Origin of the sequence: Janthinobacterium lividum (genome assembly GCF_034424625.1) — a bacterium.
Classification (GTDB): Bacteria; Pseudomonadota; Gammaproteobacteria; order Burkholderiales; family Burkholderiaceae_D; genus Janthinobacterium; species Janthinobacterium lividum.
In genome coordinates, this window is record NZ_CP139976.1 from 414,575 (window position 1) to 441,079 (window position 26,505).

General features: G+C 63.2%; 26 protein-coding genes and 1 tRNA gene. 12 read left to right on the forward strand and 15 right to left on the reverse strand.

The window, feature by feature from the left end; genetic code table 11:
- Positions 1-8: 8 nt before the first annotated feature.
- Together slmA and U0004_RS01775 are read right to left on the reverse strand one after the other, a co-directional pair.
- A complete protein-coding gene (gene slmA, locus U0004_RS01770) occupies positions 9-584 on the reverse strand; it encodes a nucleoid occlusion factor SlmA (protein ID WP_034752791.1) in 576 nt (191 codons plus the stop codon).
- A gap of 102 nt (positions 585-686) precedes the next feature.
- On the reverse strand, positions 687-1,421 hold the full coding sequence (locus U0004_RS01775; protein ID WP_081345803.1) for a pyrimidine 5'-nucleotidase: 735 nt from the start codon (positions 1,419-1,421) through the stop codon (positions 687-689).
- A 95-nt stretch (positions 1,422-1,516) separates the two neighbouring features.
- Here U0004_RS01775 and U0004_RS01780 point away from each other — a divergent pair, with 95 nt between their 5' ends.
- The gene (locus tag U0004_RS01780; RefSeq protein ID WP_230522873.1) at positions 1,517-2,386 is read left to right on the forward strand and encodes a TraB/GumN family protein; all 870 of its coding nucleotides are present in this window, start codon (positions 1,517-1,519) and stop codon (positions 2,384-2,386) included.
- 166 nt (positions 2,387-2,552) lie between these two features.
- On the opposite strand, the gene U0004_RS01785 is transcribed toward U0004_RS01780, so the two are convergent.
- Both U0004_RS01785 and argB read right to left on the reverse strand, forming a co-directional pair.
- Positions 2,553-2,627: transfer RNA gene (locus tag U0004_RS01785), tRNA-Thr, on the reverse strand.
- Between the two features lie 65 nt (positions 2,628-2,692).
- Positions 2,693-3,586: an acetylglutamate kinase gene (gene argB / locus U0004_RS01790; protein ID WP_010393729.1), complete on the reverse strand. Its 894-nt coding sequence runs from the start codon at positions 3,584-3,586 to the stop codon at positions 2,693-2,695.
- Between the two features lie 231 nt (positions 3,587-3,817).
- Here argB and U0004_RS01795 point away from each other — a divergent pair, with 231 nt between their 5' ends.
- The 3 genes from U0004_RS01795 (at position 3,818) to U0004_RS01805 (ending at position 8,341) form a co-directional block, all read left to right on the forward strand.
- Entirely contained in the window at positions 3,818-4,015 is a 198-nt protein-coding gene (locus U0004_RS01795; protein WP_070258356.1) for a cysteine-rich CWC family protein, read from the forward strand.
- Positions 4,016-4,110: 95 nt separating this feature from the next.
- Positions 4,111-7,158 (forward strand): response regulator, encoded by a 3,048-nt coding sequence (locus U0004_RS01800; protein ID WP_070258358.1) that lies wholly within the window; start codon positions 4,111-4,113, stop codon positions 7,156-7,158.
- 31 nt (positions 7,159-7,189) lie between these two features.
- A complete protein-coding gene (locus tag U0004_RS01805; protein ID WP_034783788.1) occupies positions 7,190-8,341 on the forward strand; it encodes a response regulator in 1,152 nt (383 codons plus the stop codon).
- A gap of 4 nt (positions 8,342-8,345) precedes the next feature.
- Here U0004_RS01805 and U0004_RS01810 read toward each other — a convergent pair whose 3' ends face one another.
- Together U0004_RS01810 and U0004_RS01815 are read right to left on the reverse strand one after the other, a co-directional pair.
- On the reverse strand, positions 8,346-9,611 hold the full coding sequence (locus tag U0004_RS01810) for an extracellular catalytic domain type 1 short-chain-length polyhydroxyalkanoate depolymerase (protein ID WP_230522870.1): 1,266 nt from the start codon (positions 9,609-9,611) through the stop codon (positions 8,346-8,348).
- A 54-nt stretch (positions 9,612-9,665) separates the two neighbouring features.
- Positions 9,666-10,079, reverse strand: coding sequence for a CopG family transcriptional regulator (locus U0004_RS01815; RefSeq protein ID WP_034783786.1), 414 nt, complete (start codon positions 10,077-10,079; stop codon positions 9,666-9,668).
- A 278-nt stretch (positions 10,080-10,357) separates the two neighbouring features.
- Between U0004_RS01815 and U0004_RS01820 the strand changes: the two genes are divergently transcribed.
- The 3 genes from U0004_RS01820 to U0004_RS01830 all read left to right on the forward strand — a co-directional run bounded on the left by U0004_RS01820 (position 10,358) and on the right by U0004_RS01830 (position 12,576).
- Positions 10,358-10,591 carry a DUF1289 domain-containing protein gene (locus U0004_RS01820; protein WP_070258360.1) on the forward strand — a complete coding sequence of 78 codons (234 nt, stop codon included), beginning with the start codon at positions 10,358-10,360 and terminating at the stop codon, positions 10,589-10,591.
- Between the two features lie 7 nt (positions 10,592-10,598).
- Complete coding sequence (locus tag U0004_RS01825) at positions 10,599-11,522, forward strand: MBL fold metallo-hydrolase (RefSeq protein WP_070258362.1); 924 nt, start codon at positions 10,599-10,601, stop codon at positions 11,520-11,522.
- 100 nt (positions 11,523-11,622) lie between these two features.
- Positions 11,623-12,576 carry an NAD(P)H-dependent flavin oxidoreductase gene (locus U0004_RS01830; RefSeq protein WP_034752807.1) on the forward strand — a complete coding sequence of 318 codons (954 nt, stop codon included), beginning with the start codon at positions 11,623-11,625 and terminating at the stop codon, positions 12,574-12,576.
- A gap of 55 nt (positions 12,577-12,631) precedes the next feature.
- On the opposite strand, the gene U0004_RS01835 is transcribed toward U0004_RS01830, so the two are convergent.
- From U0004_RS01835 to U0004_RS01875, 9 genes are all read right to left on the reverse strand, one after another.
- Positions 12,632-13,213 carry a hypoxanthine-guanine phosphoribosyltransferase gene (locus tag U0004_RS01835; RefSeq protein ID WP_034783782.1) on the reverse strand — a complete coding sequence of 194 codons (582 nt, stop codon included), beginning with the start codon at positions 13,211-13,213 and terminating at the stop codon, positions 12,632-12,634.
- 63 nt (positions 13,214-13,276) lie between these two features.
- Positions 13,277-14,533: a phenylacetate--CoA ligase family protein gene (locus tag U0004_RS01840; protein WP_070258364.1), complete on the reverse strand. Its 1,257-nt coding sequence runs from the start codon at positions 14,531-14,533 to the stop codon at positions 13,277-13,279.
- The gene (locus tag U0004_RS01845) at positions 14,530-14,889 is read right to left on the reverse strand and encodes an MmcQ/YjbR family DNA-binding protein (protein WP_034783779.1); all 360 of its coding nucleotides are present in this window, start codon (positions 14,887-14,889) and stop codon (positions 14,530-14,532) included. Before U0004_RS01845 ends, U0004_RS01840 begins: the two co-directional genes overlap by 4 nt.
- Positions 14,890-14,905: 16 nt before the next feature.
- Positions 14,906-15,742 carry an ABC transporter ATP-binding protein gene (locus tag U0004_RS01850; protein ID WP_070258366.1) on the reverse strand — a complete coding sequence of 279 codons (837 nt, stop codon included), beginning with the start codon at positions 15,740-15,742 and terminating at the stop codon, positions 14,906-14,908.
- Between the two features lie 126 nt (positions 15,743-15,868).
- Positions 15,869-17,188, reverse strand: coding sequence for an ABC transporter substrate-binding protein (locus tag U0004_RS01855; RefSeq protein WP_070258368.1), 1,320 nt, complete (start codon positions 17,186-17,188; stop codon positions 15,869-15,871).
- A gap of 65 nt (positions 17,189-17,253) precedes the next feature.
- A complete protein-coding gene (locus tag U0004_RS01860; protein WP_070258369.1) occupies positions 17,254-18,312 on the reverse strand; it encodes a branched-chain amino acid ABC transporter permease in 1,059 nt (352 codons plus the stop codon).
- A gap of 83 nt (positions 18,313-18,395) precedes the next feature.
- Positions 18,396-19,292 (reverse strand): branched-chain amino acid ABC transporter permease, encoded by an 897-nt coding sequence (locus U0004_RS01865; RefSeq protein ID WP_198521486.1) that lies wholly within the window; start codon positions 19,290-19,292, stop codon positions 18,396-18,398.
- A gap of 19 nt (positions 19,293-19,311) precedes the next feature.
- The gene (locus U0004_RS01870) at positions 19,312-20,127 is read right to left on the reverse strand and encodes an ABC transporter ATP-binding protein (protein WP_070258616.1); all 816 of its coding nucleotides are present in this window, start codon (positions 20,125-20,127) and stop codon (positions 19,312-19,314) included.
- A gap of 14 nt (positions 20,128-20,141) precedes the next feature.
- Positions 20,142-22,073 (reverse strand): AMP-binding protein, encoded by a 1,932-nt coding sequence (locus U0004_RS01875; protein ID WP_070258371.1) that lies wholly within the window; start codon positions 22,071-22,073, stop codon positions 20,142-20,144.
- A 180-nt stretch (positions 22,074-22,253) separates the two neighbouring features.
- On the opposite strand from U0004_RS01875, the gene U0004_RS01880 reads away from it, so the two are divergent.
- The 5 genes from U0004_RS01880 to U0004_RS01900 are packed head-to-tail and all read left to right on the forward strand — an operon-like array spanning position 22,254 to position 26,501.
- Positions 22,254-22,952 (forward strand): Crp/Fnr family transcriptional regulator, encoded by a 699-nt coding sequence (locus tag U0004_RS01880; RefSeq protein WP_034783773.1) that lies wholly within the window; start codon positions 22,254-22,256, stop codon positions 22,950-22,952.
- Positions 22,939-23,658, forward strand: coding sequence for a hypothetical protein (locus U0004_RS01885; protein ID WP_070258373.1), 720 nt, complete (start codon positions 22,939-22,941; stop codon positions 23,656-23,658). Before U0004_RS01880 ends, U0004_RS01885 begins: the two co-directional genes overlap by 14 nt.
- Before the next feature lie 30 nt (positions 23,659-23,688).
- Positions 23,689-25,512, forward strand: coding sequence for an aminopeptidase P family protein (locus tag U0004_RS01890; RefSeq protein ID WP_070258375.1), 1,824 nt, complete (start codon positions 23,689-23,691; stop codon positions 25,510-25,512).
- Positions 25,512-25,760: a hypothetical protein gene (locus U0004_RS01895; protein WP_070258377.1), complete on the forward strand. Its 249-nt coding sequence runs from the start codon at positions 25,512-25,514 to the stop codon at positions 25,758-25,760. Before U0004_RS01890 ends, U0004_RS01895 begins: the two co-directional genes overlap by 1 nt.
- A complete protein-coding gene (locus tag U0004_RS01900; protein ID WP_034783768.1) occupies positions 25,761-26,501 on the forward strand; it encodes an MgtC/SapB family protein in 741 nt (246 codons plus the stop codon).
- The last annotated feature ends 4 nt before the right edge of the window (positions 26,502-26,505 follow it).

Below are 26,505 nucleotides of genomic sequence, written 5' to 3' on the forward strand. Positions count from 1 at the left end.
GCGGTGACTTACCCCAGCAGCATGGCGATTTGCAGCGCCGCTTCCTGGGATGGATTGATCTTGAAGCCGCTCTTGGCGTAGCGGTGCCAGCGTCCGATGACGAAGCTGACGATCAGGGTGGCGCGCGCCGCCACTTCGCTTTCCTTGCCATGGCCTTCGGCAGCTGCCACGCGCAAGGCTTGCTTGAGCGCCAGTTCCACGCGGTCGTAGAACTGGTTCATGCGCACTTGCAGGCGCTCGTCCTCATTGACCAGCGCATCGCCGATCAGCACGCGCGTCATGCCCGGATTGCTGATGGCGAAATTGAGCAGCATGCCGATGATGTCGCGTGTTTGCGTCATGCCGTCGCTGTGCTTTTCCGCGATCTGGTTGATCAGGCCGAAGACGCTTGACTCGATGAATTCGATCAGCCCTTCGAACATTTGCGCCTTGCTGGCGAAATGGCGGTACAGGGCCGCTTCCGACACGGTCAGTCTGGCCGCCAGTGCGGCAGTGGTGATCTTTTCGCCTTTCGGCTGCTCCAGCATTGCGGCGAGGGCCTGAAGAATTTGTAGCCTGCGTTGGCCCGGCGGTGTGCTTGCCATATTTTCTCTTGTCGTTAAAAAAAATGCTGCCTCGATGGGGAGGTCCGTCACCGCCGCTAGCGGTGCGGCTTCCGGCGTCAACCGGAAGCCCAGGAGTCCCCTTCAACGCAGACGGTGAAGGCGGCGTGCCAAATGCCGGACAGATTTTACTTTGACATCGACGTAAGCGGGGCGATTTAACGCCTTGGGCAACTTCGCCACGCCGATCGGATCCGCCATTTTCAGGTATTGCGTGATCCAGGCCGTGCGCAGGCCCAGTTTTTTCGCGCCCTTCAGGTTGGCCAGGGTGTCTTCCACCAGGATGCAGCGGCCAGGGCGGATCTGGTGCTTGCGCATCAATTTGCGCAGCATCAGGGTCGATGGCTTGGGCCGCAGCTGGCGGTGCACATGCATCGCCTCGATGGCGATATGCTGCGCAAAGTGTTGGCGCAAGCCCAGGTGGCGCATCACGTCGCTCGAATAGCGCAGCGGCGCGTTGGTGAGTAAAATTTTACGGCCAGGCAGGCGTTTGAGTAAAGCCCCCAGTCCCCGCTCGGCGCGTATCATGGCGCGCAAATCGTCGAAGCTATGCGTCTCGTGCAAAAAATGGGCTGCCTGTACCTGATGGTGCTTGACCATGCCCAGCAAGGTGGCGCCGTAGCGGCGCCAGTAGGCCGCGCGCGCCGCATTGACGATGGCGTCGTCGGCCGGCGTGACGCCATCGCCCAGCACGCGGGCAATATACGTGTTCATATTGGCCGTGATGGTGGGGAAGATGGCGTGCGAGGCATTGTGCAGCGTGTTGTCGAGGTCAAACAGCCAGACCGGCGACGAGCGGTTAAGATGGGACACAGGCACAGGAGTCTTTAGGCAAGATGATAAGCAAGATGAAAAATTCAACAATCAGGAAAACCATGCGACGCCAGATTATAGTGATGTTTTGCGGATTATTCTTGCTGCCGTTGCCGGCGGCCTTTGCCGAAGCACCGCCCGTGGCGCAAAACCGGGGCGCCCTGTTCAAGGTGCAGGATGCCAGCCACACCCTGTATCTGTTCGGCACCATCCACGTCGGCGCGCCCGATTTTTATCCGCTGGAACCGACGGTGACGCAGGCGCTGCACCAGGCTGGCGCGCTGGCGCTGGAGATCGATCCCGGCGCCGATTCGCGTGCCGCCCTGGGCGCCGTGCTGAAATACGGCATGGAAGCGCCGGGCAGCAAAGTGCCTGCCGACTGCCGCCAGACGCTGGCGCCGCGCCTGGCGCCGCTGTTGCAAAAATACGGCATTCCAGCCGAGTCGGTGGCGCCGATGAAACCGTGGATGCTGGCCAGCATGCTGGCCATCGGCGAATTTTCCACGCTCGGCTACCGCTCGGACCTGGCCGTTGACAATTATCTGTCGCAGCAGGCCAAGGCGCGCAAGATCCCCGTGCTGGAACTCGAGTCGATGGAAGGCCAGATGGCGCTGTTTGGCGCCATGTCGCCGGCCGACCAGTGCCGCTTCCTGGAAGACGGCGTGGCGTCGATCGAGGACCAGGAGCAAAGCCAGGAAGCGCGCGAGATCGCCGATGCCTGGCGCACGGCCGATGCCGCCGCCTTCGACAGGCTGGCCGCCAAGGCAGCGACAGACCCGTCGTTCGCAGCCCAGTTCGTGCAAAAGGTGTTGCTGGATGGCCGCAACCCGGCCCTGGCCGACGGCATCGCCAAACTCCTGGCGCGCGAAAAGTCCAGCCTGGCCGCCATTGGCGTGCTGCACCTGGTGGGAACGAAAAGCGTCCCGGATTTATTGCGTCAGAAGGGCTTGAAGGTCGAGCGGGTGTATTAAGTTTGGCAAGCAGGCAGCAAGGGTGCCGTAGCTTAGCCGCGCAACAAACGGCGGCAGAGTAGATGAAAAGTGTTCAGGGCAAGGCGCCGAGCCGAAGACAGTACGCATGTACGGCGAGGCGAGGCAACGCCGCCATGGACATTTTTCAGATACGGGGATAAATCGATGGTGCCCTTGACGTGGATCGAACACGTGGCCTCTCCCTTACCAAGGGAGTGCTCTACCACTGAGCTACAAGGGCAAATTAAAAGCGGCGCCAGGTGATCTGCGCCGCCAAACTACTCGCTGTGATGCGTTGCGATTTTTTTAGTGCGAACGGATCATAGTACCAAAAGCCTGCTCGGTCAACACTTCCAGCAATAATGAGTGTTCGATACGGCCGTCGATGATGTGCACCGTGTTGACGCCGGACTTGGCGGCGTCGAGCGCGGACGAGATCTTCGGTAGCATGCCGCCCGAGATCGTGCCATCGGCGAACATCTCGTCGATTTCGCGCGCGGACAGGTCGGTCACCAGGTTGCCCTGCTTGTCCTGGACGCCGGCGATGTTGGTCATCATGATCAGCTTTTCCGCTTTCAGGATTTCCGCGATCTTGCCCGCTACCACGTCGGCGTTGATGTTGTAGGCCTGGCCATCCTGGCCGAAACCGATCGGCGAAATGATGGGAATGAAGGCGTCGTCCTGCAGCGCCTTGACGACGGCCGGGTTGATCGCGTCGATCTCGCCGACAAAGCCGATGTCGAGGAATTCGCCCGGATGTTCGCGGTCCGGCATCTGCATCTTGCGCGCGCGGATCAAGCCGCCATCCTTGCCCGTCAGGCCCACAGCCTGGCCGCCGTAATGGTTGATCAGCATGACGATATCCTGCTGCACTTCGCCGCCCAGCACCCACTCCACCACTTCCATGGTTTCTTCATCGGTGATGCGCATGCCTTGCACGAAGGTGCCTTGCTTGCCGATTTTTTTCAGCGCGTTGTCGATCTGCGGTCCGCCGCCGTGCACCACGACCGGGTTCATGCCGACCAGCTTGAGCAGGATGACGTCGCGCGCGAAGCCGTGCTTCAGGCGTTCGTCCGTCATGGCATTGCCACCGTACTTGATGACGATGGTCTTGCCATGAAAATTGCGGATGTATGGCAGGGCCTCGGCCAGAATCTGCGCCTTGATTTGCGGCGACACCGCCGTCAAGTCGTCATTCATGTCCAGGTTCAAGTTAGCTAGTTGATTCATGGCGAGTCCGGAAAATAGATTTGTGCGATTTTACAGGGAAGAAGAAAATCCTGGAGGCATTATAGGGCGATCTTGTTGTATTTTCCCTGATGATCCTATAGTCTGGCCCGATATGTCCCCCAGCCAGCCCTTTTACTGCCAGTTACATCTGCGTCGCATTCCGGCGCAGCATGACACACACTTGCCAATTCACACACAGCCATGAGCCAGTGCACTCTCTGCGGCGCCACCTTCCAGTGTGGCCAGCTCGATCCGGACGCCAAGGAACCCTGCTGGTGCGTGGCCCTGCCGCCGGCCGTTCCCGTGCCCGGCAGCCTCGGCGTCGGCTGCTGGTGCCCCGCCTGCCTGCAAGCCCACATCGCCACCTTGACGCCCCCGGCAGCAACGCCGGCCAAATAAGAGCCGCGGCACGCTTTTTCCTTTGCAAAAGACCTTGCATTTTGTAGGGGAATACGTTCAGACTTCGATTTTCAAGAATTTCTTATAGGAAAGTCATGCGCTTCAGGGATATCAGTATCGGCGTGCGCATCAATGCCGGTTATGCCATGTTGATCGTGCTGATGCTGGTTGTTATCGTCCTGGCGGGTAGCCGCATCTATGCCATCCGCGCCGAGACCGACGATATCCTGCAGCGCGACTGGGTCGCCGCCAAGGCCACCAGCAAGATCCATGGGCTGGCGCGCGAGGCGGCCACGCGCATCGGCAACCTGCCGAACCAGCACGAGCTGGCGCTGCGCCAGGAGAACCAGGCGCGCCTGGAAGCGATCAAGCAAGACATCGATGAGCAGGTGCGCATCCTCGACGGTCTCGATGCGCGGCCCGACGAACGGCGCCTGCTGGAACAGATGCACCTGGCCCGCGCCGGCTACTATGTGTCGCTCCAGACGATGTTCGAACTGGTCGAGCGCGGCGAGGATGCGCGCGCCGAGCAGGCCATGCAGACGCAGACCTTGCCGGTGCTGGAAAAGGTGCTGCTGTACGTGGGCCAGCTCGACGATCTGCAGCAGCAGCAGATCCGCGACAGCGCGGCCCGGATACGCAACGACATCGACACCTCGCTGCTGCTGATGGGCGGCATCGGTCTGGCGGCCCTGCTGACAGGGCTTGCCTTTGCCTGGTCGGCGCGCTCGATCACGCGTCCGCTGGGCGAGGCGGTGGCGATCGCCACGCGCGTGGCCAACGGCGACCTCAGTTCCGTCATCGAAGTGACATCGCGCGACGAGACGGGCGAACTGCTGCAGGCGCTCAAGGACATGAGCACCAGCCTGGCCGTGGAACAGGACCTGCGCCACGCCGTCGAGGTGGCCGAGGATGCGACCAAGATGAAGTCGGACTTCCTGGCGAATATGTCGCATGAAATTCGCACGCCGATGAACGGCATCATCGGCATGACCCACCTGGCGCTGCAGACGGAGCTCACGTCGACCCAGCGCAACTACCTGGAGAAGGTGGAATCGGCTTCGAAGAACCTGCTGGCCATCATCGACGACATCCTCGATTTTTCGAAGATCGAGGCGGGCAAGATGGCCTTTGAAAAAGTCGATTTCTTCCTCGAGGACGTGCTGGCGCAGATCGCCGACCTGTCCGTGATGCGGGCGCAGGACAAGGGCCTGGAACTGCTGTTCGACATCGCTCCCGACGTGCCGAACGCATTGCAGGGCGACCCGCTGCGCCTGGGCCAGGTGCTGATCAATCTGACCAACAATGCGATCAAATTTACGGACAAGGGCGAGATCGTCGTCACCATCCGCCTGCAGCAGCTGGAAGAGCATGCGGCTGTCTTGCGCGTCGATGTGCGCGACACGGGCATCGGCCTGACGCCGCCCCAGCGCAGCAAATTGTTCCAGGCATTTACCCAGGCCGACACTTCCACCACGCGCCACCATGGCGGCACGGGCCTGGGACTGACCATCAGCAAGCGCCTGGTGGAAATGATGGAGGGCGAGATCGATCTGGTCAGCGAAGCGGGCGTGGGCAGCACCTTTTTCTTTACGGCCCGCTTCGGCCTGGCCGCCGTGCCGCGCGACAGCCTGCTTGCTCCGCAGCGCTTTGAGGGCTTGCGCGTGCTGGTGGTCGACGACAACCCCAGCGCGCGTGAAATCTTCGTCAGCATGCTGACGGCGCTGGGCTTCGAGGCGCGTGCCGTGTCTGGCGGCGTGCTGGCCATCGGCGCCGTGGCGCAGGCGCGCGCCGAGGGGCGTCCGTACGGGCTGGTGCTGATGGACTGGAAAATGCCGGGCATGAACGGTCTCGATACCCTGGCCGGCATCCGTGCCGATGCCGCCGGCATCGATGCGACGCCGGCCTGCATCATGGTCACGGCCTTCCATCGGGAAGCGCTGCTGGAGGCGGCGCGCCAGCGCGACTTGCCGCTCGACGGCGTATTGAACAAGCCGATCAGCGCCTCGACCCTGCTCGACCAGATAGCGTTCGTGTTTGGCGGCGTGACGGGACAGAGCCGCAAGACGCAGCGCCAGAGCAGCTACCGCGACGACGAGCGCGCCCTGCGCGGCGCCTGGCTGCTGCTGGTGGAGGATAATGAAGTGAACCAGGAAGTGGCGCAGCATATTCTCAACGACGCCGGCATCCGCGTCGATATCGCGGGCAATGGCGCCATCGCGCTGGCGAAGATCGAGGAAAACGCCTATGACGGCGTGCTGATGGATTGCCAGATGCCGGTGATGGATGGCTATCAGGCGACGCGCAAGCTGCGCCAGGATCCCCGGTATTCGAATTTGCCCGTGATCGCCATGACGGCCAATGCCATGGTGGGCGACAAGGAAAAATGCCTGGACGCCGGCATGAACGATTTCATCGCCAAGCCGATCGACGTGGCGCAGCTGTTCGGCACCCTGGCGCGCTGGATCGCGCCGGCCACGCCGCAGGAAATGACGGCGGTGGTGGCGCAGCCGGAAGCGGAGCTGCCCGTGATCGCCGGCCTGAAAATGGCGGAAGCCATGCGCCGCGTGGGCGGCAATACCGCTTTGATGCGAAAATTGCTGGACCGTTTTGTGGAAACCCAGTTCGATGCCATGCAGCGCATCGTTGCCGCCATCGAGAACAACCAGCTCGAGACGGCGATCCGCGAAGCGCATACCCTGAAGGGCCTGGCCGGCAATATCGGCGCCGGCGGCCTGGCCGACAGCGCCGCGCGGGTCGAGCATTTGCTCAGCCTGGGATCGCACGACGGCTTGCCGCAGGCGCTGGCCGCCTGCACCCTGGCGCTCGACGAGCTGGTGCCGAAGATCGTGCTGGCCATGCAGTCGCGCGGCCATGTGGCCGAGGCGGGCGGCGCGCCGGTGGCGCACGTGGCGCCGGTGGACCGGGCGTACCTGGAAGCGGGCTTGCGCGAGCTGTCGCAGCTGCTGCAGCAGGACGACGCGCAGGCCGTCAAGCACCTGGACGGCATCGGCCCCATGCTGGTCGCGGCCGGGCAGGCGGAACACGCGCGCCAGTTGAAGCGCATGCTGGGACAATACGATTTCGAAGGTGCGCTGGCGCAGCTGGGCGAGGTGGCCGATGCGCTGGAGCTGACACTGTGACAAGGATAACTATGCAGAGCGAAGGAAGGGCATGAAAGCGCCGGCAAGCAAGCCAACCATCCTGGTGGTCGACGACACGCCAGACAATATCGACCTGCTGCGCGCGGTGCTGGAAGACGATTACCGCACCAAGATCGCCGTCAATGGCGAGCGCGCCCTGAAGATCGCCGCCGGCAGCGACCAGCCCGACCTGATCCTGCTCGACATCATGATGCCGGGCATGAGCGGCTACGATGTGTGCCGCGCGCTGAAGGCCGATCCCGCCACGGCCGGCATCCCCGTGATTTTCGTCACCGCCATGAGCGAGGTGGCCGATGAGCAGCTGGGCCTGGCCCTGGGCGCCGTCGATTACATCACCAAGCCGATTTCAGCGCCCATCGTGCTGGCGCGCATCAGGACGCAGCTGGCGATGAAGCAGATGCAGGATTTCTTGCGCGACCAGAATCATTACCTGGAAACGGAAGTGGAGCGCCGGGTGCAGGAAGTGGCCGCGCTGCAGGACGTCACCATTCACGCCATGGCGTCGCTGGCCGAAACGCGCGACAGCGAGACGGGCAACCATATCCGCCGCACTTCGCATTACCTGAAGGCGCTGGCCGAGAAGGTGCGCGGCTTGCCGCGTTTCCGTGATTTTTTGACGGACAAGAATATCGAACTGCTGTTCAAGACGGCGCCGCTGCACGATATCGGCAAGGTGGGCATCCCCGACCATATCCTGCTCAAGCCGGGGCGTTTCGAACCGCATGAAATGGCCATCATGAAGACCCATACCACGCTCGGGCGCGACGCCATCCTGGCGGCGGAACACGAGCTGGGCATCGAAGTCGATTTCCTCAAGTACGCGAAAGAGATCGCCTACAGCCATCACGAGAAATGGGATGGCAGCGGCTACCCGCAAGGCCTGGCTGGCGAAGCCATCCCGATTTCGGCGCGCCTGATGGCGCTGGCCGACGTGTATGACGCCCTGATCAGCCGTCGCATCTACAAGCAGGGCATGGACCATGCGCAGGCCGTGCAGATCATCGTCGAGGGGCGCGGTTCGCACTTCGACGCCGAGATCGTCGACGCCTTCCTGCAGATCCAGGACCAGTTCATCGCCATCTCCCACCGCTACGCCGACGGCGTGTGCGAGATCGCCGACAAGCAGCGGCAGATCGCGCCCTACACCGAAAACATCAGCTGACGGATTAGCTGACCGTCTTGAAGAAGCGCAGCATCTCGCGGCTGGCGTCCGGTCCCTTGCCATCCGTGTAGCTGCCGTTATTGCTGCCGCCGGACCAGGCATGGCCGGCGCCGTGGATGACCCAGTGTTCGCCCAGCGGCGAGCCATCGGCCTGGCTGTGCGTGGTGCGCGTGTAGCGGTGGCCATTCGGCACGCTGCCGTCGATGGATGCGGCCTTGGCCGCCTTGCCGCCCGCCTGGCTGCGCACGCCCTGGGCAATCAGTTCATCGCCATTGCGCGGGTTGACGGTGGTGTCGCGGTCGCCGTGGAAAACGATGATGGGCACGCCGCCCGCCGGCGCCTTGCGCTGGGCATTGGGCATGGCGCCGCCCTTCATGGCTGCCAGTGCCGACGGCAAGTCCTGCGCCGAGGCGAACGGCAGGCCCGAATGCACGCCGACGGCGGCAAACAGGTCCGGATACAGGGTGCCGACGATGACGGCCATGGCGCCGCCCGCCGACAGGCCGGCGACGAACACTTCGCGTTCATTCACCGGGTAGTCGTCGATGACTTGCCGGGCGATGCCGGCGATCAGCGATGGTTCGCCCTGGTCGCGCTGCTGGTCGATGGCATTGAACCAGTTCCAGCAGCGCGAACTGTTGGCGCCCTGCGTCTGCGCCGGGTAGACGACAAAGCATTCCTTTTCTTCTGCCAGCGCATTCATCTGCGTGCCGGCGGCGAAATCGTCGGGATTTTGCGTACAGCCGTGCAGCATGACGATCAGCGGCATGGCCTGGCCGTGGTAGCTGCTGGGGATATACAGCTTGTAGGAGCGCGTGCCAGCATGGTTGCGGTACACGCCGTCGATGAACTGCGCGCCAGCGGGCACCTCCGCCGGCGTGGTGGCCGGCGCGTTGAAGCCGGGCGGGTGGAAATTCGGCAGCTCGAAGCTGGGCATGTCGAAGCTGTGCTGGCCCAGGCCTGCCGGCACGCCCAGGCGCGCCATGAAATCCTGCGCGAAGTCCTGCGCCGCTTGCGCGGGCGTGGGCGGCGCATCAGGCGTTTCTGGCGCGGCAGCAGTTTGCGGCTGTTCGGCTCGGGCTTGCGCTGGTGGTGGCGGATTAATGTCGCGCATGGTCTGCGGCGGCGCTTGCGTGGCTGTCGCCTGCGGTGCCAGGCCGGCGGCAGACAGCGCCTGCTGGATCGCTTCGGTGGCGGCGGCGGGGCCGCGGCCCATCAGATTACGGGTTGCTGCGCGCATCTGCGCCAACATGTTGAGAGGGAGTTTCATGACCATCCTTAACGGTGCCGCGCATCGGCCGGGTCATCGCCGCGAACCGATACGCTAGTGAATTCGCCCTGCGAGCGCCGTCTTGACGACGGTGCTGGCGTGCAGGGCACCTAATACGAAAATCGACTCGATGGTGGCCAGTGCCAGTTCCACGGAGACGTCGCTGGCGATGCTGGCCAGTCCCAGCACCTGTATCTGCAGGCGCTGGCCGGCTGCCTGGATCGCTTCCAGGTCGGCGCGCGAATAGTGCTGCATGCCCAATACCAGGCTTTTACGGGCGACGGTTTGTTTCACCACGTCGGCGTGGATACCCAGCTGGTTGCGTATGGCCGTACGGATCAGATCCGTGCGGTTGGAATAAAATCCCTCCTGGACCAGCAGATCGATCTGCCCCAGGTCGATCAAGCCGAGGTTGATCGTGATTTTCTCGGATTCCCCAATTTTGGGCTTGCTGTCTTGCTTGGCCATATCTCTCCAAAAACTCCACGTGGCATCCAATTGCCATCTGTATGGATGGTAGTATAGTTGTGAAATATCTCAAGTCAAGCAGGATTTGACCTGATCGTGTTGTAGGACGGGTACTCGCAGAGTGAGAATGGGCTGCAAAATAAATTTCCGGAAGATGGTTTTTTGATCATATTTTTGCTTGAAAATATATTCACAGAAACATTGCATGGCGATGCCACCGACTCGCCGGCACGGTTTCGCGGCATAATGCAAGCCTGTACCTACACCGATGCCGCTCCATGATGGTCACTCCCCCACCTCCGCCCGCCGTTCCGCTCCCCTTGCCGTCGCCGGTGCCGTCGCCCTGCGTCAGCCTGTGCAAGATGAACCGCAACAGCGGCTTGTGCGAAGGCTGCTTGCGCACGCTCGACGAGATCATCGCCTGGAGCAAGGCCGACGACGACTTCAAGCGTGCTGTGTGGGCCGAATTGCCAGGACGCGAATCCCAGCTCGATTTCGAGCCCGACTACTGAGGAAGCCATGCCGCGATCGCCAGCGCTGTTCCCCGATGCCATGCAGGTGTTCGAACGCGGCTGGCTGTCGTCGAATAACATCCTGTTCCAGGGCCGGGACGACACGGCGCTGATCGACAGCGGCTATGCCACGCATGCGCCGCAAACGCTGGCCCTGCTGCGTCATAGCCTGGCTGGCCGTCCCCTGGACCGCCTGTTCAACACCCATCTGCATTCCGACCATTGCGGCGGCAACGCGCTGCTGCAAGCGGAATACGGCTGCCATACGGCCATTCCCGTGTCGGAGGCGGACAAGGTGCGCGCGTGGGATGTCGAGGCCCTGAGTTTCCAGGCCACGGGCCAGCAATGTCCGCGCTTCGGCTTTGATGCCACCGTCTCGCCCCGCGACACGTTGACGTTGGCCGACATGCGCTGGCAGGCGCTGGGCGCGCCGGGCCACGATCCGCACTCGCTGATTTTTTACTGCGCCGAAGAGGGCATCCTGATCTCCGCCGACGCGCTGTGGGAAAACGGCTTTGGCGTGATCTTCCCCGAACTCGATGGCGGCTCCGGCTTCCCTGAAGCGCGCGCCACGCTGGACCTGATCGCCAGCCTCGATGTGCAAGTCGTCATTCCCGGCCACGGGCGGCCGTTCCAGGACGCCGCCGGCGCCCTGCAGCGCGCGTATTCACGTCTCGATTACCTGGCGTCCGATCCCGTGCGCAATGCGCAGAATGCGGTGAAAGTGCTGCTGAAATTCCTGCTGCTGGAACGCCAGCGCATCGCCCTCGCCGAGATACCGGCCCTGCTGCGGGGCATGCCCGTCTTCGAAGAGGCCAACCGGCGCTTCCTGCGCCAGGAGGCGGCCGCGCTGGCCGAGTGGGCCGTGTCGCAGCTGGTGAGGGCTACAGCGGCACGGATCGAGGGTGAGTACTTGCTTAACGAGGGCTGACACGGATAGGCGATAAATTCAGCACGACCGTACTTTTTCTGCACTATAATCAACGTTCAGTGTGTTTTTCACGTCCGATCAACTTTCCAGCGAGTCCGCCATGGCATTGCCTGTTGCGTTGCAAAACCTCTCCTTACCCGTTATCGCGTCGCCGATGTTCATCGCCAGCGGCCCGGCCCTCGTCGCGGCGCAGTGCAAGGCCGGCATCGTCGGTTCCTTCCCGGCCCTGAACGCGCGTCCCGCCGAATTGCTCGACACCTGGCTCACCGAGCTGCAGGCCGAGCTGGCCGCCTTCCAGGCCGCCAATCCCGATAAAAAAGTGGGACCGATCGCCGTCAACCAGATCGTGCACCAGTCGAACGACCGCCTGGCACATGACGTGGAAGTGTGCGTGAAACACCAGATTCCCATCATCATTTCCTCGCTGCGCGCGCCGCCCAAGGAAATGCTCGACGCCATCCACAGCTATGGCGGCATCGTGCTGCATGACGTGATCTCGATCCGTCACGCGAAAAAGGCCCTGGAGGCGGGTGTCGATGGCTTGATCCTGGTCGCCAGCGGCGCCGGCGGCCACGCGGGCACCCTGTCGCCGTTCGCGCTGGTGGGCGAAGTGCGCAAGTTCTTCGACGGCCCGCTGGCGCTGTCCGGCTCCATCGCCACGGGCGATGCCGTGCTGGCCGCGCAAGCGATGGGCGCGGACTTTGCCTACATCGGCTCGCGCTGGCTGGCAACCAAGGAATCGAACGTCAGCGATGGCTACCGCGACGCCATCGTCGATTCCAGCGCGGCCGACATCGTCTACACGAACCTGTTTACGGGCGTGCACGGCAATTACCTGAAAAAATCGATCGAAGCGGCCGGACTCGATCCGGAAGCCTTGCCCGAAGCGGACAAGAGCGCGATGAATTTCGGCTCCGGCAGCGCCAAGGCCTGGCGCGACATCTGGGGCGCGGGCCAGGGCGTGGGCTTGATGGATGACGTGCCGAGCGTGGAAGAGATGGTGGCGCGCCTGAAGGCCGAATACGATGCGGCGCGCGCGCGGTTGAAGCTGTAACGTTGGTGAGGATGTCGGATTACGCGCTGCGCGCTAATCCGACAACCATCATGAATCACTGCTGCTTCAAATCCTCGGGCTTGATGGCCCACAGGCCCGGCAGGTTGCGCCAGTAGCCATACGCGTCCATGCCGAAGCCGACGACGAAGCGGTTCGGGATCACCAGGCCGACGATGTCGGCTTGTACCGGCTTCTTCTTGCCGATGGCCTTGTCCGCGAAGACGGCCAGGATCACTTCCGAGGCGCCCATGTCCAGCAAGCGCTGCTTGACGTGCGCCAGGGTTTCGCCTTCGTCGAGAATATCGTCGAGCACGATGACGGTGCGGCCCGCAACATTCGAGCGGGGGATGACTTTCCACACCACTTCGCCACCCTTGTCGTCGTCGCCGTAGCGGCTCACGTGGATGTAGTCGAATTCGAGCGGAAAGCTCAGTTGCGGCAGCAGGCTGCCCGTAAACACGACGGCGCCGCCCATCACGCCCAGCACCAGCGGGAATTCTTTCGAATCGTCGGCGTTGAAGCGCGTGTTGAGCACATCGGCCATGCGCGTGATCGACGCCTGCACGGCGTCTTGGTCGAACAGCAGTTCCGCGTTCTTGATCAGGTCACGGGCACGGTTGTGATGAAATTCTTGCATGGACTCTTGCATGGCGATGAATGGGGCTGATGGTCAATGCCGGTATTATCCCGCAAATCGGCCTTATTTGTAATCGCGCATGTCGTCGATAACTTTCCCATCCTGCGCCAGACTGCCCACGGCCACCAGCACTACGTCGCCGCGCAGCTTGGTCAGTTCGCGGATCGAGCCGATGATGGCTTCCACGCCGCTGGCGTCCGTCGGATCGTCGACTTCGCAATGCAAAGCCATCTCGTCGTTGGCCATGCGTCCCGATACCACCAGCCGCGCCTTCTTGATCTGCGGATGGCGGCGCACGATCTCGTGCACCTGCGACGGATGCACGAACATGGCGCGCACCTTGGTGGTTTGATCCGCACGCCCCATCCAGCCCTTGATGCGCGTATTCGTGCGGCCGCACGGCGAATCCGGCGCGTCCATCAGCACGGCCGACAGATCGCCCGTGGCGAAGCGGATCAGCGGATAGTCGGCATTGAAGACGGTAACGACGACCTCGCCCACTTCGCCCGGCGCGACGGGAATGCCGCTGCCCGGATGGACGATTTCCAGCAGCACGTTTTCGTCAACGACCATGCCCGGATTGAGCTTGCCATTGCTGGCCGTTTCATAGGCGATGCTGCCGATATCGGCCGAGGCATAGGTCTGGAACACGTGTGGCACGCCATTTTCGGCAAACCAGCTGCGCAAGGATTCGGGCAAGGCTTCCGCGCCCATCACGGCCTTGGTGACGCTGCTGATGTCGGCGCCCATTTCGCGCGCTTTCTCGATGATCAGTTTCAGAAATGACGGCGTGCCGATATACGTGTCCGGCTTCAGGTCAGCCATCGCCTGCACCTGCATTTCCGTCTGGCCGATGCCGGCCGGGATGACGGTGCAGCCGATGCGCGCGGCGCCCCCTTCGACCATGAAGGCGGCCGGCGTGAAGTGATACGAAAAGCAGTTCTGCAGCAAGCCGCCGGCGCGCACGCCGGCCGCATACATGGGCCGCGCGAAGCGCCACCAGTCAGGGCCGCGGCCTTCCGGATCGAAGATGGGGCCGGGCGAGACGAATACACGCGACAGGGCATTCTTTGGCGTCGTGTTCAAGCCGCCGAACGGCAGCGCGTCGTGCTGCAATTGCTTGAGGTCGGACTTGCGCGTCACGGGCAGCTGCGCCAGCGCGGCGCGGCTGGTGATGTCGGCTGCGGTGACGCCATCAAGGATGCGGGCCCAGCCCGGCGCCTTCTGCGCGCGCGCGATCAGCTGCGGCAGGCCGGCCATCAATTCGCTTTCACGCGCTTCGGGGGCGCGTGCTTCCAGACTGTCGAGCGTATCGGTCATGTTGCTGATTCTCCAATGTCACGTTGCATTTTTTTCGTCAGCCCCGCAACAATCAGGCTGTATGAGCGCTGCAGCAGGGCGGCCATTTCATCGTCGTCGAGGGCGTCGGGACTGGCGACCAGCACCCATTTGGCCCGCGCCAGGTAGGGTGCCGGGCGAAAACCGGGGCGGTCCGTCAATTCCAGGAAGCGTTCCGCATCGACCTTGAAGCTCATGCCGCGCGTGCTGTGTGCTTCCGCGCCGCATAGCGCGAACAGGCGGCCACCGACGGAAAACGCCAGCACGTTGCTCCACTTGATGTCTTCTGTCGCGCCGGGAAAGCCGCGGCATACTTGCTTGGCCCGTTCCAGGTCCATGACGGCAACTCCGATGTCAGGCCAGCCAGCGCTTGCGGCGGCGGTAGAACTTCATGTCGCGGAAGCTCTTGCGCCCGGCGCTGGACACGCCCAGGTAAAACTCTTTGACGTCTTCGTTGCTGGCCAGTTCCTGCGCTTGCCCTTCCATCACGACGCGGCCGTTTTCCAGGATGTAGCCGAAGTCGGCGTAGCGCAGCGCCACGTTGGTGTTCTGTTCGGCCAGCAGGAAAGACACGTTTTCCTTGTGGTTCAGGTCCTTGACGATGCCGAAGATCTCTTCGACGATCTGCGGCGCGATGCCCATCGACGGCTCGTCCAGTAAAATCATCGATGGCTTGGCCATCAGCGCGCGGCCGATGGCGCACATCTGCTGTTCGCCGCCCGAGGTGTAGCCGGCCTGGCTGCTGCGCCGGGTTTTCAGGCGAGGAAAGTAGTGATACACCTTTTCCAGCGCGTCTTTCAGCTCGCCGCGCGACAGGCTGCGCGTGTAGGCGCCCGTCAGGAGGTTTTCCTCGATGGTGAGGTGGCCGAAACAGTGGCGCCCTTCCATCACTTGCGACAGGCCCCGCTTGACAAGTTCATTCGGCGTCAATTGATCCACGCGCTCGCCCTTGAACTGGACTTCGCCCTTGGTGACGTCGCCCCGTTCGCCGCGCAACAGGGTCGAGATGGTTTTCAGGGTGGTCGACTTGCCGGCGCCGTTGGCGCCCAGGAGCGCCACGATCTTGCCTTGCGGGACTTGCAGCGACACGCCTTTCAGGACCAGGATCACGTGGTCGTAGATGACTTCGATATTGTTCACCGACAGGTAGGGCGGTGGCGTTTCCGGTGTTTGCGTGGCAGTGGGTGTCATGGCTGCTTCGTTTTCATATGTGTTGGCGATGCTGTCGGATTACGCTTCGCTAATCCGACCTACGTGGATGCGGCGTAGGTCGGATTAGGCCGCAGGCCGTAATCCGACACCACCATCGGCAGCGATTTACTTCATGCACGCCGGTGTGATCTTTTTCTCTTCGGCGTACTTGTTCGACGATTCATCGACCAGCTTGCGCACCAGGGCCTTGTCGCCGACGATCCATTTCGGCGTGATGGCGGTCCATTTCTTGCCATCCCACTGCTGCACTTTCACGGCGCCCGAGCCTTCATGGTCGTCGCAGCTGGTTTTCACGGTCGGGAACATGCCCAGCGCGCCGACGGCCTTCTGGCGCGCATCGTCGACGTTCAGGTTTTCCAGGCCCCAGCGCATCTGCTCGCCCGTGATCGGTTTGCCCTTGCCGAATTTTTCCTGCGCCACGCGGATCGCTTCCACCCACAGGATGCCGGCCGTCACGCCGCGCATGTGGTAGACGGAGCCGATGCGCGACTGGTCGGACAGGTTGCCCTTGCCGGACGCGTAGAGTTTCTTGCGGATGTCGTCGAGCACGGGGTAGTTGCCCGGCGTATTGAACGTCATCGCCGTGTAGCCCTTGGCCGCATCGCCCGATGGAATCGTGTCTTCCTCGGAGCCGGCCCACCAGACGCCCAGCATTTTGTCGCGCGGAAAGCCGTTGCGCTGCGCCGTCTTGATGGCAACGGAGTTCATCACGCCCCAGCCCCACAGGATCACGTGGTCCGGCTTGGCCTGGCGGATCTGCAGCCATTGCGACTGCTGTTCGCTGCCTGGCGGCGCGACGGGAATTTTCACCAGCTCGAAGCCGTACTGTTTCGACAGCGCTTCGAGCACGGGCAGCGGCTCCTTGCCGAAGGCCGAATCGTGGTACAGGTGGACGATCTTCTTGCCTTTCAGCTTGTCCATGCCGCCATCCTTGTCGCCCAGGTACTTGATCATGGCGGCGGCCTGGCTCCAGTAGCTGGAGATCAGCGGATACACATACGGGAAGACCTTGCCGTTGGCGGCGTCCGAGCGGCCGTAGCCGATCATCGTCATGGGGATCTTGTCTTGCGCCACGCGGTCGAGGATGCCGTAGGCGACGCCGGTGGACAGGGTTTCGACCAGGGTGGCGCCGCCCTGCTTGGTTTTCAGGCGTTCATAGCATTCGACGCCGCGCGACGGGTTGTATTCGGTCTCGCATTCTTCCCAGCTGATCTTGACGCCATTGACGCCGCCGGCCTGGTTGACCAGGTTGAAGTAGTCGATGATGCCGCCGTAGAAACCGGAGCCGCCGGCCGCGTACGGGCCCACGCGGTAGGACGGCAGGGCGATGTACTGTTCCTTGTCCTGGGCTTGCGCGCTGCCGGCCATGGTGAGTGCGGCACTGGCGATGGCGGCGGCCAGCATGAGCGATTTGATGTGTTTCATTGTGTGTCTCCTCTTGTTTTATTTGATTTCAAGTCAATCGACATCAGACAGCAAGGTACAAATTCCTAGTGCGGGAAAGGCCACAGGCGCAGTTTCTCCTTCGCGATCTGCCACAGCCTGGCCAGGCCGTGCGGTTCGACGATCAGGAAGAAAATGATCAGCGCGCCGAACACCATCAGTTCCAGGTTCGAAGCCACGCTGGTCGGCAATGCCAGGCCATGCGCGATGGTGTTCAGGAAGACGGGCAGCAGCACGATGAAGGCCGCGCCGAGGAAGGAACCGAGGATCGAGCCGACGCCGCCGATGATGATCATGAACAGGATGCGGAAGGACAGGTCCAGGTTGTACGCTTCCGGCTCCACCGTGCCCAGGTAGGCATACGCATACAGCGCGCCGGCCACGCCGCAGTAGAACGAGCTGACGGCAAACGCCAGCAGCTTGGTGCGCATCAGGCGGAAACCGATCACTTCGGCCGCCATGTCCATGTCGCGCACGGCCATCCACGAGCGGCCCACATTCGAGCGGATCATGTTCTTGGCCAGCAGCGCCATGCCGGCGACAATCGCCAGCACCAGCAGGTATTTGCTTTGCGGCGTATCGAACTGGTAGCCGAGGATCGTCATCTTCTGCACCGTGATCACGCCCGAGGAGCTGTAGTTGGTGAGATACGGGATCTTGGTCAGGCACCAGACGACAAAGAACTGCGTCGCCAGGGTGGAGGCGGCCAGGTAAAAGCCGCGGATGCGCAGGGAAGGCAGGCCGAAGGCGATGCCCACCATGGCCGCGCACAGGCCGCCGAGGATGAACGACACCAGCAGCGGCAAGCCTGGCAGGCGGGCCATGAAGTTATACGAGGCAAAGGCGCCCACGGCCATGAAGGCGGCCGTGCCCAGCGACAGCTGGCCCGCGTAACCGGTGAGGATGTTCAGGCCCAGTGCTGCCAGGGCGAAGATCAGGAAGGGAATCAGGATCGCCGACAGCATGTAAGGCGAGGCTAAATACGGCAGGAGGAAGACGGCGACGAGGAGCGTGGCCGTCAGCGCCAGGCGGTCTTGCCGGATCGGGAAAATCTGGTTGTCAGCCTGGTAGCTGGTCTTGAATTGTCCTGCTTCACGGTAAATCATGGCGTGTCCTTTGCTGGCTGTTTTGGCTGTTGTCGGGTTACGCGCCATGCGCTAACCCGACCTACGATGCTGTTACGGTGGCGTTATATTCGCCGGATGATCTTCTCGCCGAACAGGCCTTCCGGCCGCACCAGCAGGAACAGCAGGGCCAGCACATACGGGAACCAGCCTTCGATGCCGCCGCCCACCATGGGACCGAGGTAGACTTCGGCCAGCTTTTCCGACGCGCCGATGATCAGGCCACCGACGATGGCGCCCGGCACCGACGTAAAGCCGCCGAGGATCAGCACCGGCAGCGCTTTCAAGGCGATGAAGGTGAGGGCGAACTGCACGCCGTTGCGCGCGCCCCACAGCAAGCCGGCCACCATGGCCACCAGGCCCGCCACGCCCCACACGACGGCCCAGATGCGCTGCAGCGGGATGCCGACCGCCAGTGCCGCCTGGTGGTCATCGGCGACGGCGCGCAGGGCGCGGCCCACCTTGGTTTTCGAGAACAGCAAGGCCAGGCAGATCACCAGCAGCGCGCAGATGCCGGCCGCCATCAGGTCGAACTGCGAGATGTTGATGTCGAAGCGGTCCATCAAAAACTGCATCGGCACGTCTTCGATGGGCAGGTCCAGCTTGTGCACCTGGGAGCCCCACATCAGCTGCGCCAGGCCTTCGATGAAAAAGGTCAGGCCGATGGTGGCCATGAACAGCGTGATTTCCGGCTGGTTGACGAGCGGGCGCAAGACCACCCGTTCAATCGCCATGCCCAGCACGATCATGGTGAGCATCGTCAGTGGGATGGCCAGCCACAGCGACAGGCCGAACTTGTCCATGATGCCGACGCAGGTGAGGGCGGCGAAAAACACCATCGCTCCCTGCGCGAAGTTGAACACGCCCGACGCCTTGTAGATCAGGACAAAGCCGATCGCCACCAGCGCATACATGACGCCCGACAGCAGGCCGCCGATCAGCACTTCAAAGAAAAAATTGATATTCATTGCTATTCCTCGTCTAGTGCGCCACGCCGAGATAGGCGTTGATGACATCCTGGTTGCTGCGCACCTCGTCGGGCGTGCCGTCGCCGATCTTCTTGCCGTAATCGAGCACCACCACGCGGTCGGAGATATCCATCACCACGCCCATGTCGTGCTCGATCAGCACGATGGTCGTGCCCAGCTGGTCGTTGACGTCGAGGATGAAGCGGCACATGTCCTGCTTTTCTTCCACGTTCATGCCGGCCATCGGTTCATCGAGCAGCAAAATTTCCGGTTCGGCCACCAGCGCGCGGCCAAGCTCCACGCGCTTTTGCAGGCCGTAGGGCAGGCGTCCCACGGGCGTCTTGCGGATGGCCTGGATTTCCAGGAAGTCGATGATTTCCTCTGCCTTCTTGCGGTGCTCGATTTCCTCGCGCCGCGCTGGCCCCCAGTACAGGGCTTGCAAGAGGAAATTCGACTTCATCTTCAGGTTGCGTCCCGTCATGATGTTGTCGAGCACCGTCATGCCTTTAAAAAGGGCGATGTTCTGGAAGGTGCGCGCGATGCCGGCCTTGGCGGCCGCATAGCAATCCATGCCGCGCCGGTGCTCGCCCCGGTAGATGATTTCTCCCTGCTGCGGGCGGTACACGCCGTTGATCACGTTGAGCATCGAGCTTTTGCCGGCGCCGTTCGGGCCGATGATGGCGCGGATTTCATGCTGCTTGACGTCAAACGAGATGTCGGTCAGCGCCTTCACGCCGCCAAACGACAGCGAGATGTTCTTCAGGTCGAGGATCACGGGGCCCGCCTTGCGGGCCGTGCCGAAATGGGCGTCGGGTTCGTTCATTTGCATCGTGCTGTGCTCCATCATGCGGCCAGGCCCTGGGGCCGATACGTTTTGCTGTCCCAGATCTGCAGGTCGGCGCTGGTCGAACCGGTGCGGCCATCCTCGAATTTCACCTGGGTCTCGATGTATTGCGTTGCCTTGCCCTCATACAGGGCGGAGATGAGCACCGCGTATTTTTCGGCGATGAATTTGCGGCGCACCTTGCGCGTGCGGGTCAGCTCGTCGTCGTCCGGATCGAGTTCCTTGTGCAGCACGAGGAAGCGGTGCACCTGCGTGCGGTCCATCAGCGGGTCGGCCGCCAGTTCCGCGTTGACTTGCTCGATGCAATCGCGGATCAGGCCATAGGTCTCGGCGCGCGCCGCCAGGTCGGTGTAGCCGGAGTAGGCGATGCCGCGCCGCTCGGACCAGTTGCCCACCGCTTCGATGTCGATGTTGATGAAGGCGCACACCTGGTCGCGCGCATGGCCGAAGGCCACCACTTCCTTGATGAAGGGGAAGAACTTGAGCTTGTTTTCGATGTAGTTGGGGGCGAACATGGCGCCGCAATTCATCTTGCCCACGTCGGCCGCGCGGTCGATGATTTTCAGATGGCCTTCGCTGTCGAACACGCCCGCGTCGCCCGTATGGAAATAGCCGTCGTTGTCGATCACTTCGGCGGTGGCGTCGGGACGCCGGAAGTAGCCGCTCATGGTGGCAGGCGACTTGACCAGCACTTCGCCATTCGCCGCCAGCTTGACTTCCACGCCCGGCGCCGGCAAGCCGACGCTGTCGAACTTGATATTGCCATCCGGTTGCAGACAGACATAGGCGCAGGTTTCGGTCGAGCCGTACAGCTGCTTGAGGTTGACGCCGATGGAGCGGTAGAAGCGGAACAGGTCGGGGCCGATGGCGGCGCCGGCGGTATAAGCCACGCGCACGCGCGACAGTCCCAGGACGTTTTTCAGGGGACCGTAGACGAGCAGCTCGCCCAGCTTGTAGCTGAGGCGGTCCGCCAGCGATACGGGCTTGCCATCCAGGATCTGCGCGCCGCAGCGCTTGGCCACGTCCATGAAATGGCTGAACATATGGCGCTTGATGCTGCTCGCGTCTTCCATGCGTATCATCACGCTGGTGAGCATGTTTTCGAACACGCGCGGCGGCGCAAAGTAGCAGGTGGGGCCGATTTCGCGCATGTCGATCATCACCGTGTCGCCCGATTCGGGGCAGTTGACGGTAAAGCCGGCCACCATGGCCTGCGCCAGCGAGAACAGGCAGTCGCCCACCCACGCCATGGGCAGGTAGGACAGGATGTCTTCCTCGTCGGTGAGCTTGTCGAAGGCGACGCCGCCAATGCCGGCAGCCAGCAGCGCCGTGTGGCTCTGGCATACGCCCTTCGGCTTGCCCGTGGTGCCCGAGGTGTACAGGATCACGGCGGAGTCGCTCCCTTGGCCCGCTGCCACGGCGGCGTCGAAAAAGCCCGGGTGTTCGCGGTCATAGGCCCGGCCCAGCACCTGCAGGGCGGCAAAGGACATCAGTTCCGGCTGGCGATAATGGCGCATGCCCCGTTCATCGTCATAGGCGATGTGGGCGACGTGCGGGTACAGCGCTTTGAGTTCGAGCAGCTTGTCGACCTGCTCCTGGTCTTCGACGATGGCGTAGCGGATGTCCGCATCCTGCAGCACGTAGGCCATGTCGGCGGCCGGCGCGTCCTGGTACAGTGGCACGGGCACGCCGCCCAGGCTTTGCGCCGCCAGCATGGCCCAGTACAGGCGGGGACGATTATCGCCGATGATGGCCAGGTTCATGCCGCGCTGGAAGCCGATGGCTGCCAGGCCGCAGGCCAGCGCGCGTACTTCCTCGTTGACCTCGCGCCAGGTCCAGGTTTGCCAGATGCCCAGGTATTTTTCGCGAAATGCGGGCTTGTCGGATCGTACTGTCCCGTGTTGCAATAAGCGCCGCGGAAAAGTCGGCATTGCTGCTGTGGTATTCGTTTGCACCAGTGTCTCCCTGTTGCTTGTCTCAGGCCCCACCTCGTTGGATGGCGCTCTGTGTTTTTTATGTGTAAGGCGTTTGTGCAATGATAGTAGCTTGCGTTAGTTTGCCAAGTTGTCTTTTCGGGGACATTTACCCACTTTTCGATGGTGCATCGCACAATGACCAATCCTGATATCAGCCTCAAGGATGCCGTGCGCGCGGCCCACTGGGCACAGCTGCTCGATCCCGTTCAACTGGCCAGGGTCGAGGCGGATGTGTTTGAAACCTTCGTGCCGAAAGGCGGCTTTGTCTGCCGCAAGGGCGAGCCCGTGGACAACTGGATCGGCGTCATCAGCGGCATGGTCAAGATGAATAATTTTTCCGCTTCCGGCAAGGCCATGACCTTTATCGGCGTGCCGCCCGGCAGCTGGTTCGGAGAAGGTTCATTACTGAAGAATGAAATCCGCAAATACGACACCATGGCCCTGCGCGACACGCGCGTGGCGCGCCTGCCCGGCGCCACCTTCCACTGGCTGCTGGAAACGAGCCTGCCATTCACGCGCTTCCTGCTGATGCAGCTCAACGAGCGCCTGGGCCAGTTCATCGGCATGGTGGAAAACGAGCGCCTGCTGGACTTGAACACGCGCGTGGCGCGCTGCCTGGCCTCGATGTTCAATTCGCACTTGTACCCGGGCGTGGAAACCTTGGTGCAGCTGTCGCAGGAAGAAATCGGACTGTTGTCCGGCTCTTCGCGCCAGCGCGCCAACCAGGCTTTGCAAGTGCTGGAAAAAAAAGGTTTATTGCGCCTCGATTACGGCGGCATCCGCGTGCTGGACCTGGAAGGCTTGCGCCGCTATGAGGCCGATGATGGCGAATGACGTGTCGATGGACGAGGTGCGGCACCTGACGGAGCAGCACTACCAGTCGTTCCTGCAGGCGCGCCTGGCTGGCGCCAAGGCCCTGGCGCGGCTCGATGCGGTCATGCAGGCGCGCCACGCCGTGCTGCCGATGCCGATTACCCTGCGCGAACTGGCCTTGCTGCCGCAATTGCGCGATGCCTCCCTGCTGGCGCTGGCCCGCTCGCCGCACAGCGGGCACTGGAGCCGCGATGACATCGGCGATACGGATCCCGCGCAAGAGCTGGCCGGCGACGCCGCGTATGCGGATTTTTCGCGCGTCATCCTGGAAGAAGCGGCTGCGCACGTCGCCGCCATCCATGCGGGCCAGCTGCCGTACGTGGCCGATGCGGCTTTCGCCACGGCCGATTCCGGCGTGCTGGCGCGCGCCGCGCGGGTGGCCGCCTACCGCGATGACGCATGGTTCGCGCCCGTCATCGCCACCTTGCTGCCGCAGGTATGCGTGGCGCCCGGCACGGCGAAAAGCGCGCCGTCGCAGTCGCTGGCCATGGCGCTGGGCCATGGCGTGGAAACCATCCCCACCCAGGCAAGCCTGGAAGCCCTGCGCGCGGCGCTGGACCAGGTGCGCCACGCGGGCATCCGGAAAAAACTCGAACGCAACCTGAAACCGGCGGAAAAGGCGTTGCGGGCGCGCAGTGCCTTACCCGGGCTAATCGGGGTATCATAGGCACTTCCCAGCACCGCTTTTTCCGTCCCCATGCAGACACCTGACCAAGCCACTCCCGCCTCCCGTTTGTCGCAACTGCGCAGCGCCATGCGCGCGCAGCACATCGACGCCCTGATCGTGCCCTCGGCCGACCCGCACTTGTCCGAGTATCTGCCGGCCCGCTGGCAGGGCCGCGAGTGGCTGTCGGGCTTTACGGGTTCCGTCGGCACCCTGGTCGTGACGCAGGATTTCGCCGGCGTGTGGACCGATGGTCGCTATTGGGAACAGGCGGAAGACGAACTGGCCGGCAGCGGCATCGTCCTGAAGAAAATCCCGTCCGGTGCCAGCGTGCTGTATATCGACTGGCTGGGCGAAACCATGCAGCCGGGGCAGACGGTGGCCGTCGATGGCGCCGTGCTGGGCCTGGCCAATGCGCGCCTGCTGCAACAGGCGCTGGGCGCGCAAGTGATCCTGCGCACGGACACCGATGTGCTGCAAGCCGTGTGGCCGGATCGCCCGGCCATGCCCGCCCCGCCCGTGTTCGAGCATGCGGCCGCGTATCCCTCGCTGTCGCGCACGCAAAAACTGGCGGCCCTGCGCGCCAGCATGGCGGCCCAAGGCGCCAGCCACCATGTGATTTCCACCCTCGACGATATCGCCTACCTGTTCAACCTGCGTGGCGCCGACGTCAATTACAACCCCGTCTTCCTCGCGCATGCGCTGGTGGGCCCCGAGCGCGCCACGCTGTTCGTCGCCGACGGCAAGCTGCCGGCCGCCCTGCGCGCCACCCTGGAAGCCCAGGGCGTGGACGTGGCCGCGTATGACCGTGCCGGCGCCGCATTGGCCGCCTTGCCTGCCGGCGCCACCTTGCTGCTCGACCCGCGCCGCATTACGTTCGGCACGCGCCAGGCCGTGGCCGATGGCGTGCAGGTGGTCGAATCCATCAACCCGACCACCCTGGCCAAGTCGCGCAAGACGGACAGCGAGGCCGCGCACGTGCGCGCCGCCATGGAGCAGGATGGCGCCGCCCTGTGCGAGTTTTTCAGCTGGCTGGATCGCACCCTGGCCGACCCGCAGCGCGCACCGTTGACGGAAATCGGCGTCGACGAGCACCTGACGGCCGCCCGCGCGCGCCGCGCCGGGTTTGTCAGCCCCAGTTTCGGCACCATCGCCGGCTTCAATGCGCATGGCGCCATCATGCATTACCACGCGCATGCGGGCAGCGAAGCTACCATCGAAGGCGACGGCTTGCTGCTGATCGACTCGGGCGGCCAGTATTGGGGCGGCACCACGGATATCACCCGCGTGGTCCCCGTCGGCACGATCACGGCCGAGCACAAGCGCGATTTCACCCTGGTCTTGCGCAGCATGATCGCTCTGTCGCGCGCGCAATTCCCGCGCGGCGTGAAGTCGCCCATGCTGGACTCGATTGCGCGCGCGCCCCTGTGGGCCGAGGGCATCGATTTCGGTCATGGCACGGGCCACGGCGTGGGCTTTTTCCTCAACGTCCATGAAGGGCCGCAATCGATTTCCCAGTCCGCCATGCCGGAGCCGCAGACGGCCATGGAACCTGGCATGATCACGTCCATCGAGCCGGGCATCTACCGTCCCGGCCAGTGGGGCATCCGCATCGAGAACCTGGTGCTGAATGTCCCGGCAGGGACGACGCAGTTTGGCGAATTTTTGCGTTTTGAAACCCTGACCCTGTGCCCGATCGACACGCGCTGCGTGGAGCGCTCGCTATTGCGCGACGACGAGGCGGCCTGGCTCAACGACTATCACGCGACCGTGCGCGCGCGCCTCGCGCCGCACCTGGCCGCGCCGGCCGATGCGCCTGCGCTGGCGTGGCTGGAACAGCGCACGGGAGCCATCTGATGCGCTCGACCCGCGCCACGTCCGCCATCGAGCGGCTCAAGGAACGCACCGGCCAGCGCCTCTACACGATGGCGCGCACGGGCGATGAACTGTTCTTCCTCACGGAAGGCCCCGGCTTGCCGCCCCTGTGCCCGCCGCTGGAACTGGACGCCTTTGTCGCCTTCGTCAATGGCCTGGGGCCGCAAAAGGCGCGCCGCGTCAGCAAGCTCGACGTGGCGTTTGAAAAGCAGCTGAGCAAAAAGCCCTAAATGCCGACCATCGACTTCCTGCGCGCCTACTGGTCGCCGGCCGAGCTGGCGACGAATGGCGTGATCCTGCTGAACCTGCTGGGCGCGCTGCTGCTGGGCTTGCTGGTTGGCTATGAACGCTCGTATCACGGGCGCGCGGCGGGCATGCGCACCTACAGCCTTGTCTGCATGGCTTCGGCCGCGCTGACGGTGCTGGGCGGCTATCCCGAGTTCTGGTACGGCGGCCATGGCGCCATCGTCGGCAGCGACCCCACGCGCGTGATCCAGGGTATCGTCACGGGCGTGGGTTTTCTCGGCGCCGGTGTCATCATGCGCGAGGGTTTCAATATCAGCGGCCTGACGACGGCCGCCTCGATCTGGGCCTCGTCCGTGATCGGCATCATGGTCGGCATCGGCTTTTATCTGTCGGCCATGGGCCTGGCCTTCCTGTGCGCGATGGCGATGATTTTTCTGTCAAAATTGGAGAACTGGCTGCCGTCGCGCCACGCGGTGGCCATCACCATGCGCTTCCGCCAGGGGTTTATTCCGCGTGAAGATGCGCTGCGGCGCATGGCGGCCAAGCGCGGCTACGACATCGCCAGCGGCTCGCTGACCATCGGCAGCAACGAAGGCATGCAGGAATGGCGCTTCGTCGCCATCGCGCATGGCAAGAACACGGGCGCCAGCCTGTCCGCCATGTCGGCCGAACTGGCCGCTTTCGAAGGCATCGCCGGCTTCCAGCTGTCGCACGCACGCAATTGAAAAG

Excerpts from the sequence above, each read along its gene's own strand:
- slmA (WP_034752791.1), bottom strand. The coding sequence starts at position 584 with ATGGCAAGCACACCGCCGGGCCAACGCAGGCTACAAATTCTTCAGGCC.
- argB (WP_010393729.1), bottom strand. The coding sequence starts at position 3,586 with ATGAATGACGACTTGACGGCGGTGTCGCCGCAAATCAAGGCGCAGATT.
- U0004_RS01795 (WP_070258356.1), top strand. The coding sequence starts at position 3,818 with ATGAGCCAGTGCACTCTCTGCGGCGCCACCTTCCAGTGTGGCCAGCTC.
- U0004_RS01800 (WP_070258358.1), top strand. The coding sequence starts at position 4,111 with ATGCGCTTCAGGGATATCAGTATCGGCGTGCGCATCAATGCCGGTTAT.
- U0004_RS01805 (WP_034783788.1), top strand. The coding sequence starts at position 7,190 with ATGAAAGCGCCGGCAAGCAAGCCAACCATCCTGGTGGTCGACGACACG.
- U0004_RS01810 (WP_230522870.1), bottom strand. The coding sequence starts at position 9,611 with ATGAAACTCCCTCTCAACATGTTGGCGCAGATGCGCGCAGCAACCCGT.
- U0004_RS01815 (WP_034783786.1), bottom strand. The coding sequence starts at position 10,079 with ATGGCCAAGCAAGACAGCAAGCCCAAAATTGGGGAATCCGAGAAAATC.
- U0004_RS01820 (WP_070258360.1), top strand. The coding sequence starts at position 10,358 with ATGATGGTCACTCCCCCACCTCCGCCCGCCGTTCCGCTCCCCTTGCCG.
- U0004_RS01825 (WP_070258362.1), top strand. The coding sequence starts at position 10,599 with ATGCCGCGATCGCCAGCGCTGTTCCCCGATGCCATGCAGGTGTTCGAA.
- U0004_RS01830 (WP_034752807.1), top strand. The coding sequence starts at position 11,623 with ATGGCATTGCCTGTTGCGTTGCAAAACCTCTCCTTACCCGTTATCGCG.
- U0004_RS01835 (WP_034783782.1), bottom strand. The coding sequence starts at position 13,213 with ATGCAAGAATTTCATCACAACCGTGCCCGTGACCTGATCAAGAACGCG.
- U0004_RS01840 (WP_070258364.1), bottom strand. The coding sequence starts at position 14,533 with ATGACCGATACGCTCGACAGTCTGGAAGCACGCGCCCCCGAAGCGCGT.
- U0004_RS01845 (WP_034783779.1), bottom strand. The coding sequence starts at position 14,889 with ATGGACCTGGAACGGGCCAAGCAAGTATGCCGCGGCTTTCCCGGCGCG.
- U0004_RS01850 (WP_070258366.1), bottom strand. The coding sequence starts at position 15,742 with ATGACACCCACTGCCACGCAAACACCGGAAACGCCACCGCCCTACCTG.
- U0004_RS01855 (WP_070258368.1), bottom strand. The coding sequence starts at position 17,188 with ATGAAACACATCAAATCGCTCATGCTGGCCGCCGCCATCGCCAGTGCC.
- U0004_RS01860 (WP_070258369.1), bottom strand. The coding sequence starts at position 18,312 with ATGATTTACCGTGAAGCAGGACAATTCAAGACCAGCTACCAGGCTGAC.
- U0004_RS01870 (WP_070258616.1), bottom strand. The coding sequence starts at position 20,127 with ATGCAAATGAACGAACCCGACGCCCATTTCGGCACGGCCCGCAAGGCG.
- U0004_RS01875 (WP_070258371.1), bottom strand. The coding sequence starts at position 22,073 with ATGCCGACTTTTCCGCGGCGCTTATTGCAACACGGGACAGTACGATCC.
- U0004_RS01880 (WP_034783773.1), top strand. The coding sequence starts at position 22,254 with ATGACCAATCCTGATATCAGCCTCAAGGATGCCGTGCGCGCGGCCCAC.
- U0004_RS01885 (WP_070258373.1), top strand. The coding sequence starts at position 22,939 with ATGATGGCGAATGACGTGTCGATGGACGAGGTGCGGCACCTGACGGAG.
- U0004_RS01890 (WP_070258375.1), top strand. The coding sequence starts at position 23,689 with ATGCAGACACCTGACCAAGCCACTCCCGCCTCCCGTTTGTCGCAACTG.
- U0004_RS01895 (WP_070258377.1), top strand. The coding sequence starts at position 25,512 with ATGCGCTCGACCCGCGCCACGTCCGCCATCGAGCGGCTCAAGGAACGC.
- U0004_RS01900 (WP_034783768.1), top strand. The coding sequence starts at position 25,761 with ATGCCGACCATCGACTTCCTGCGCGCCTACTGGTCGCCGGCCGAGCTG.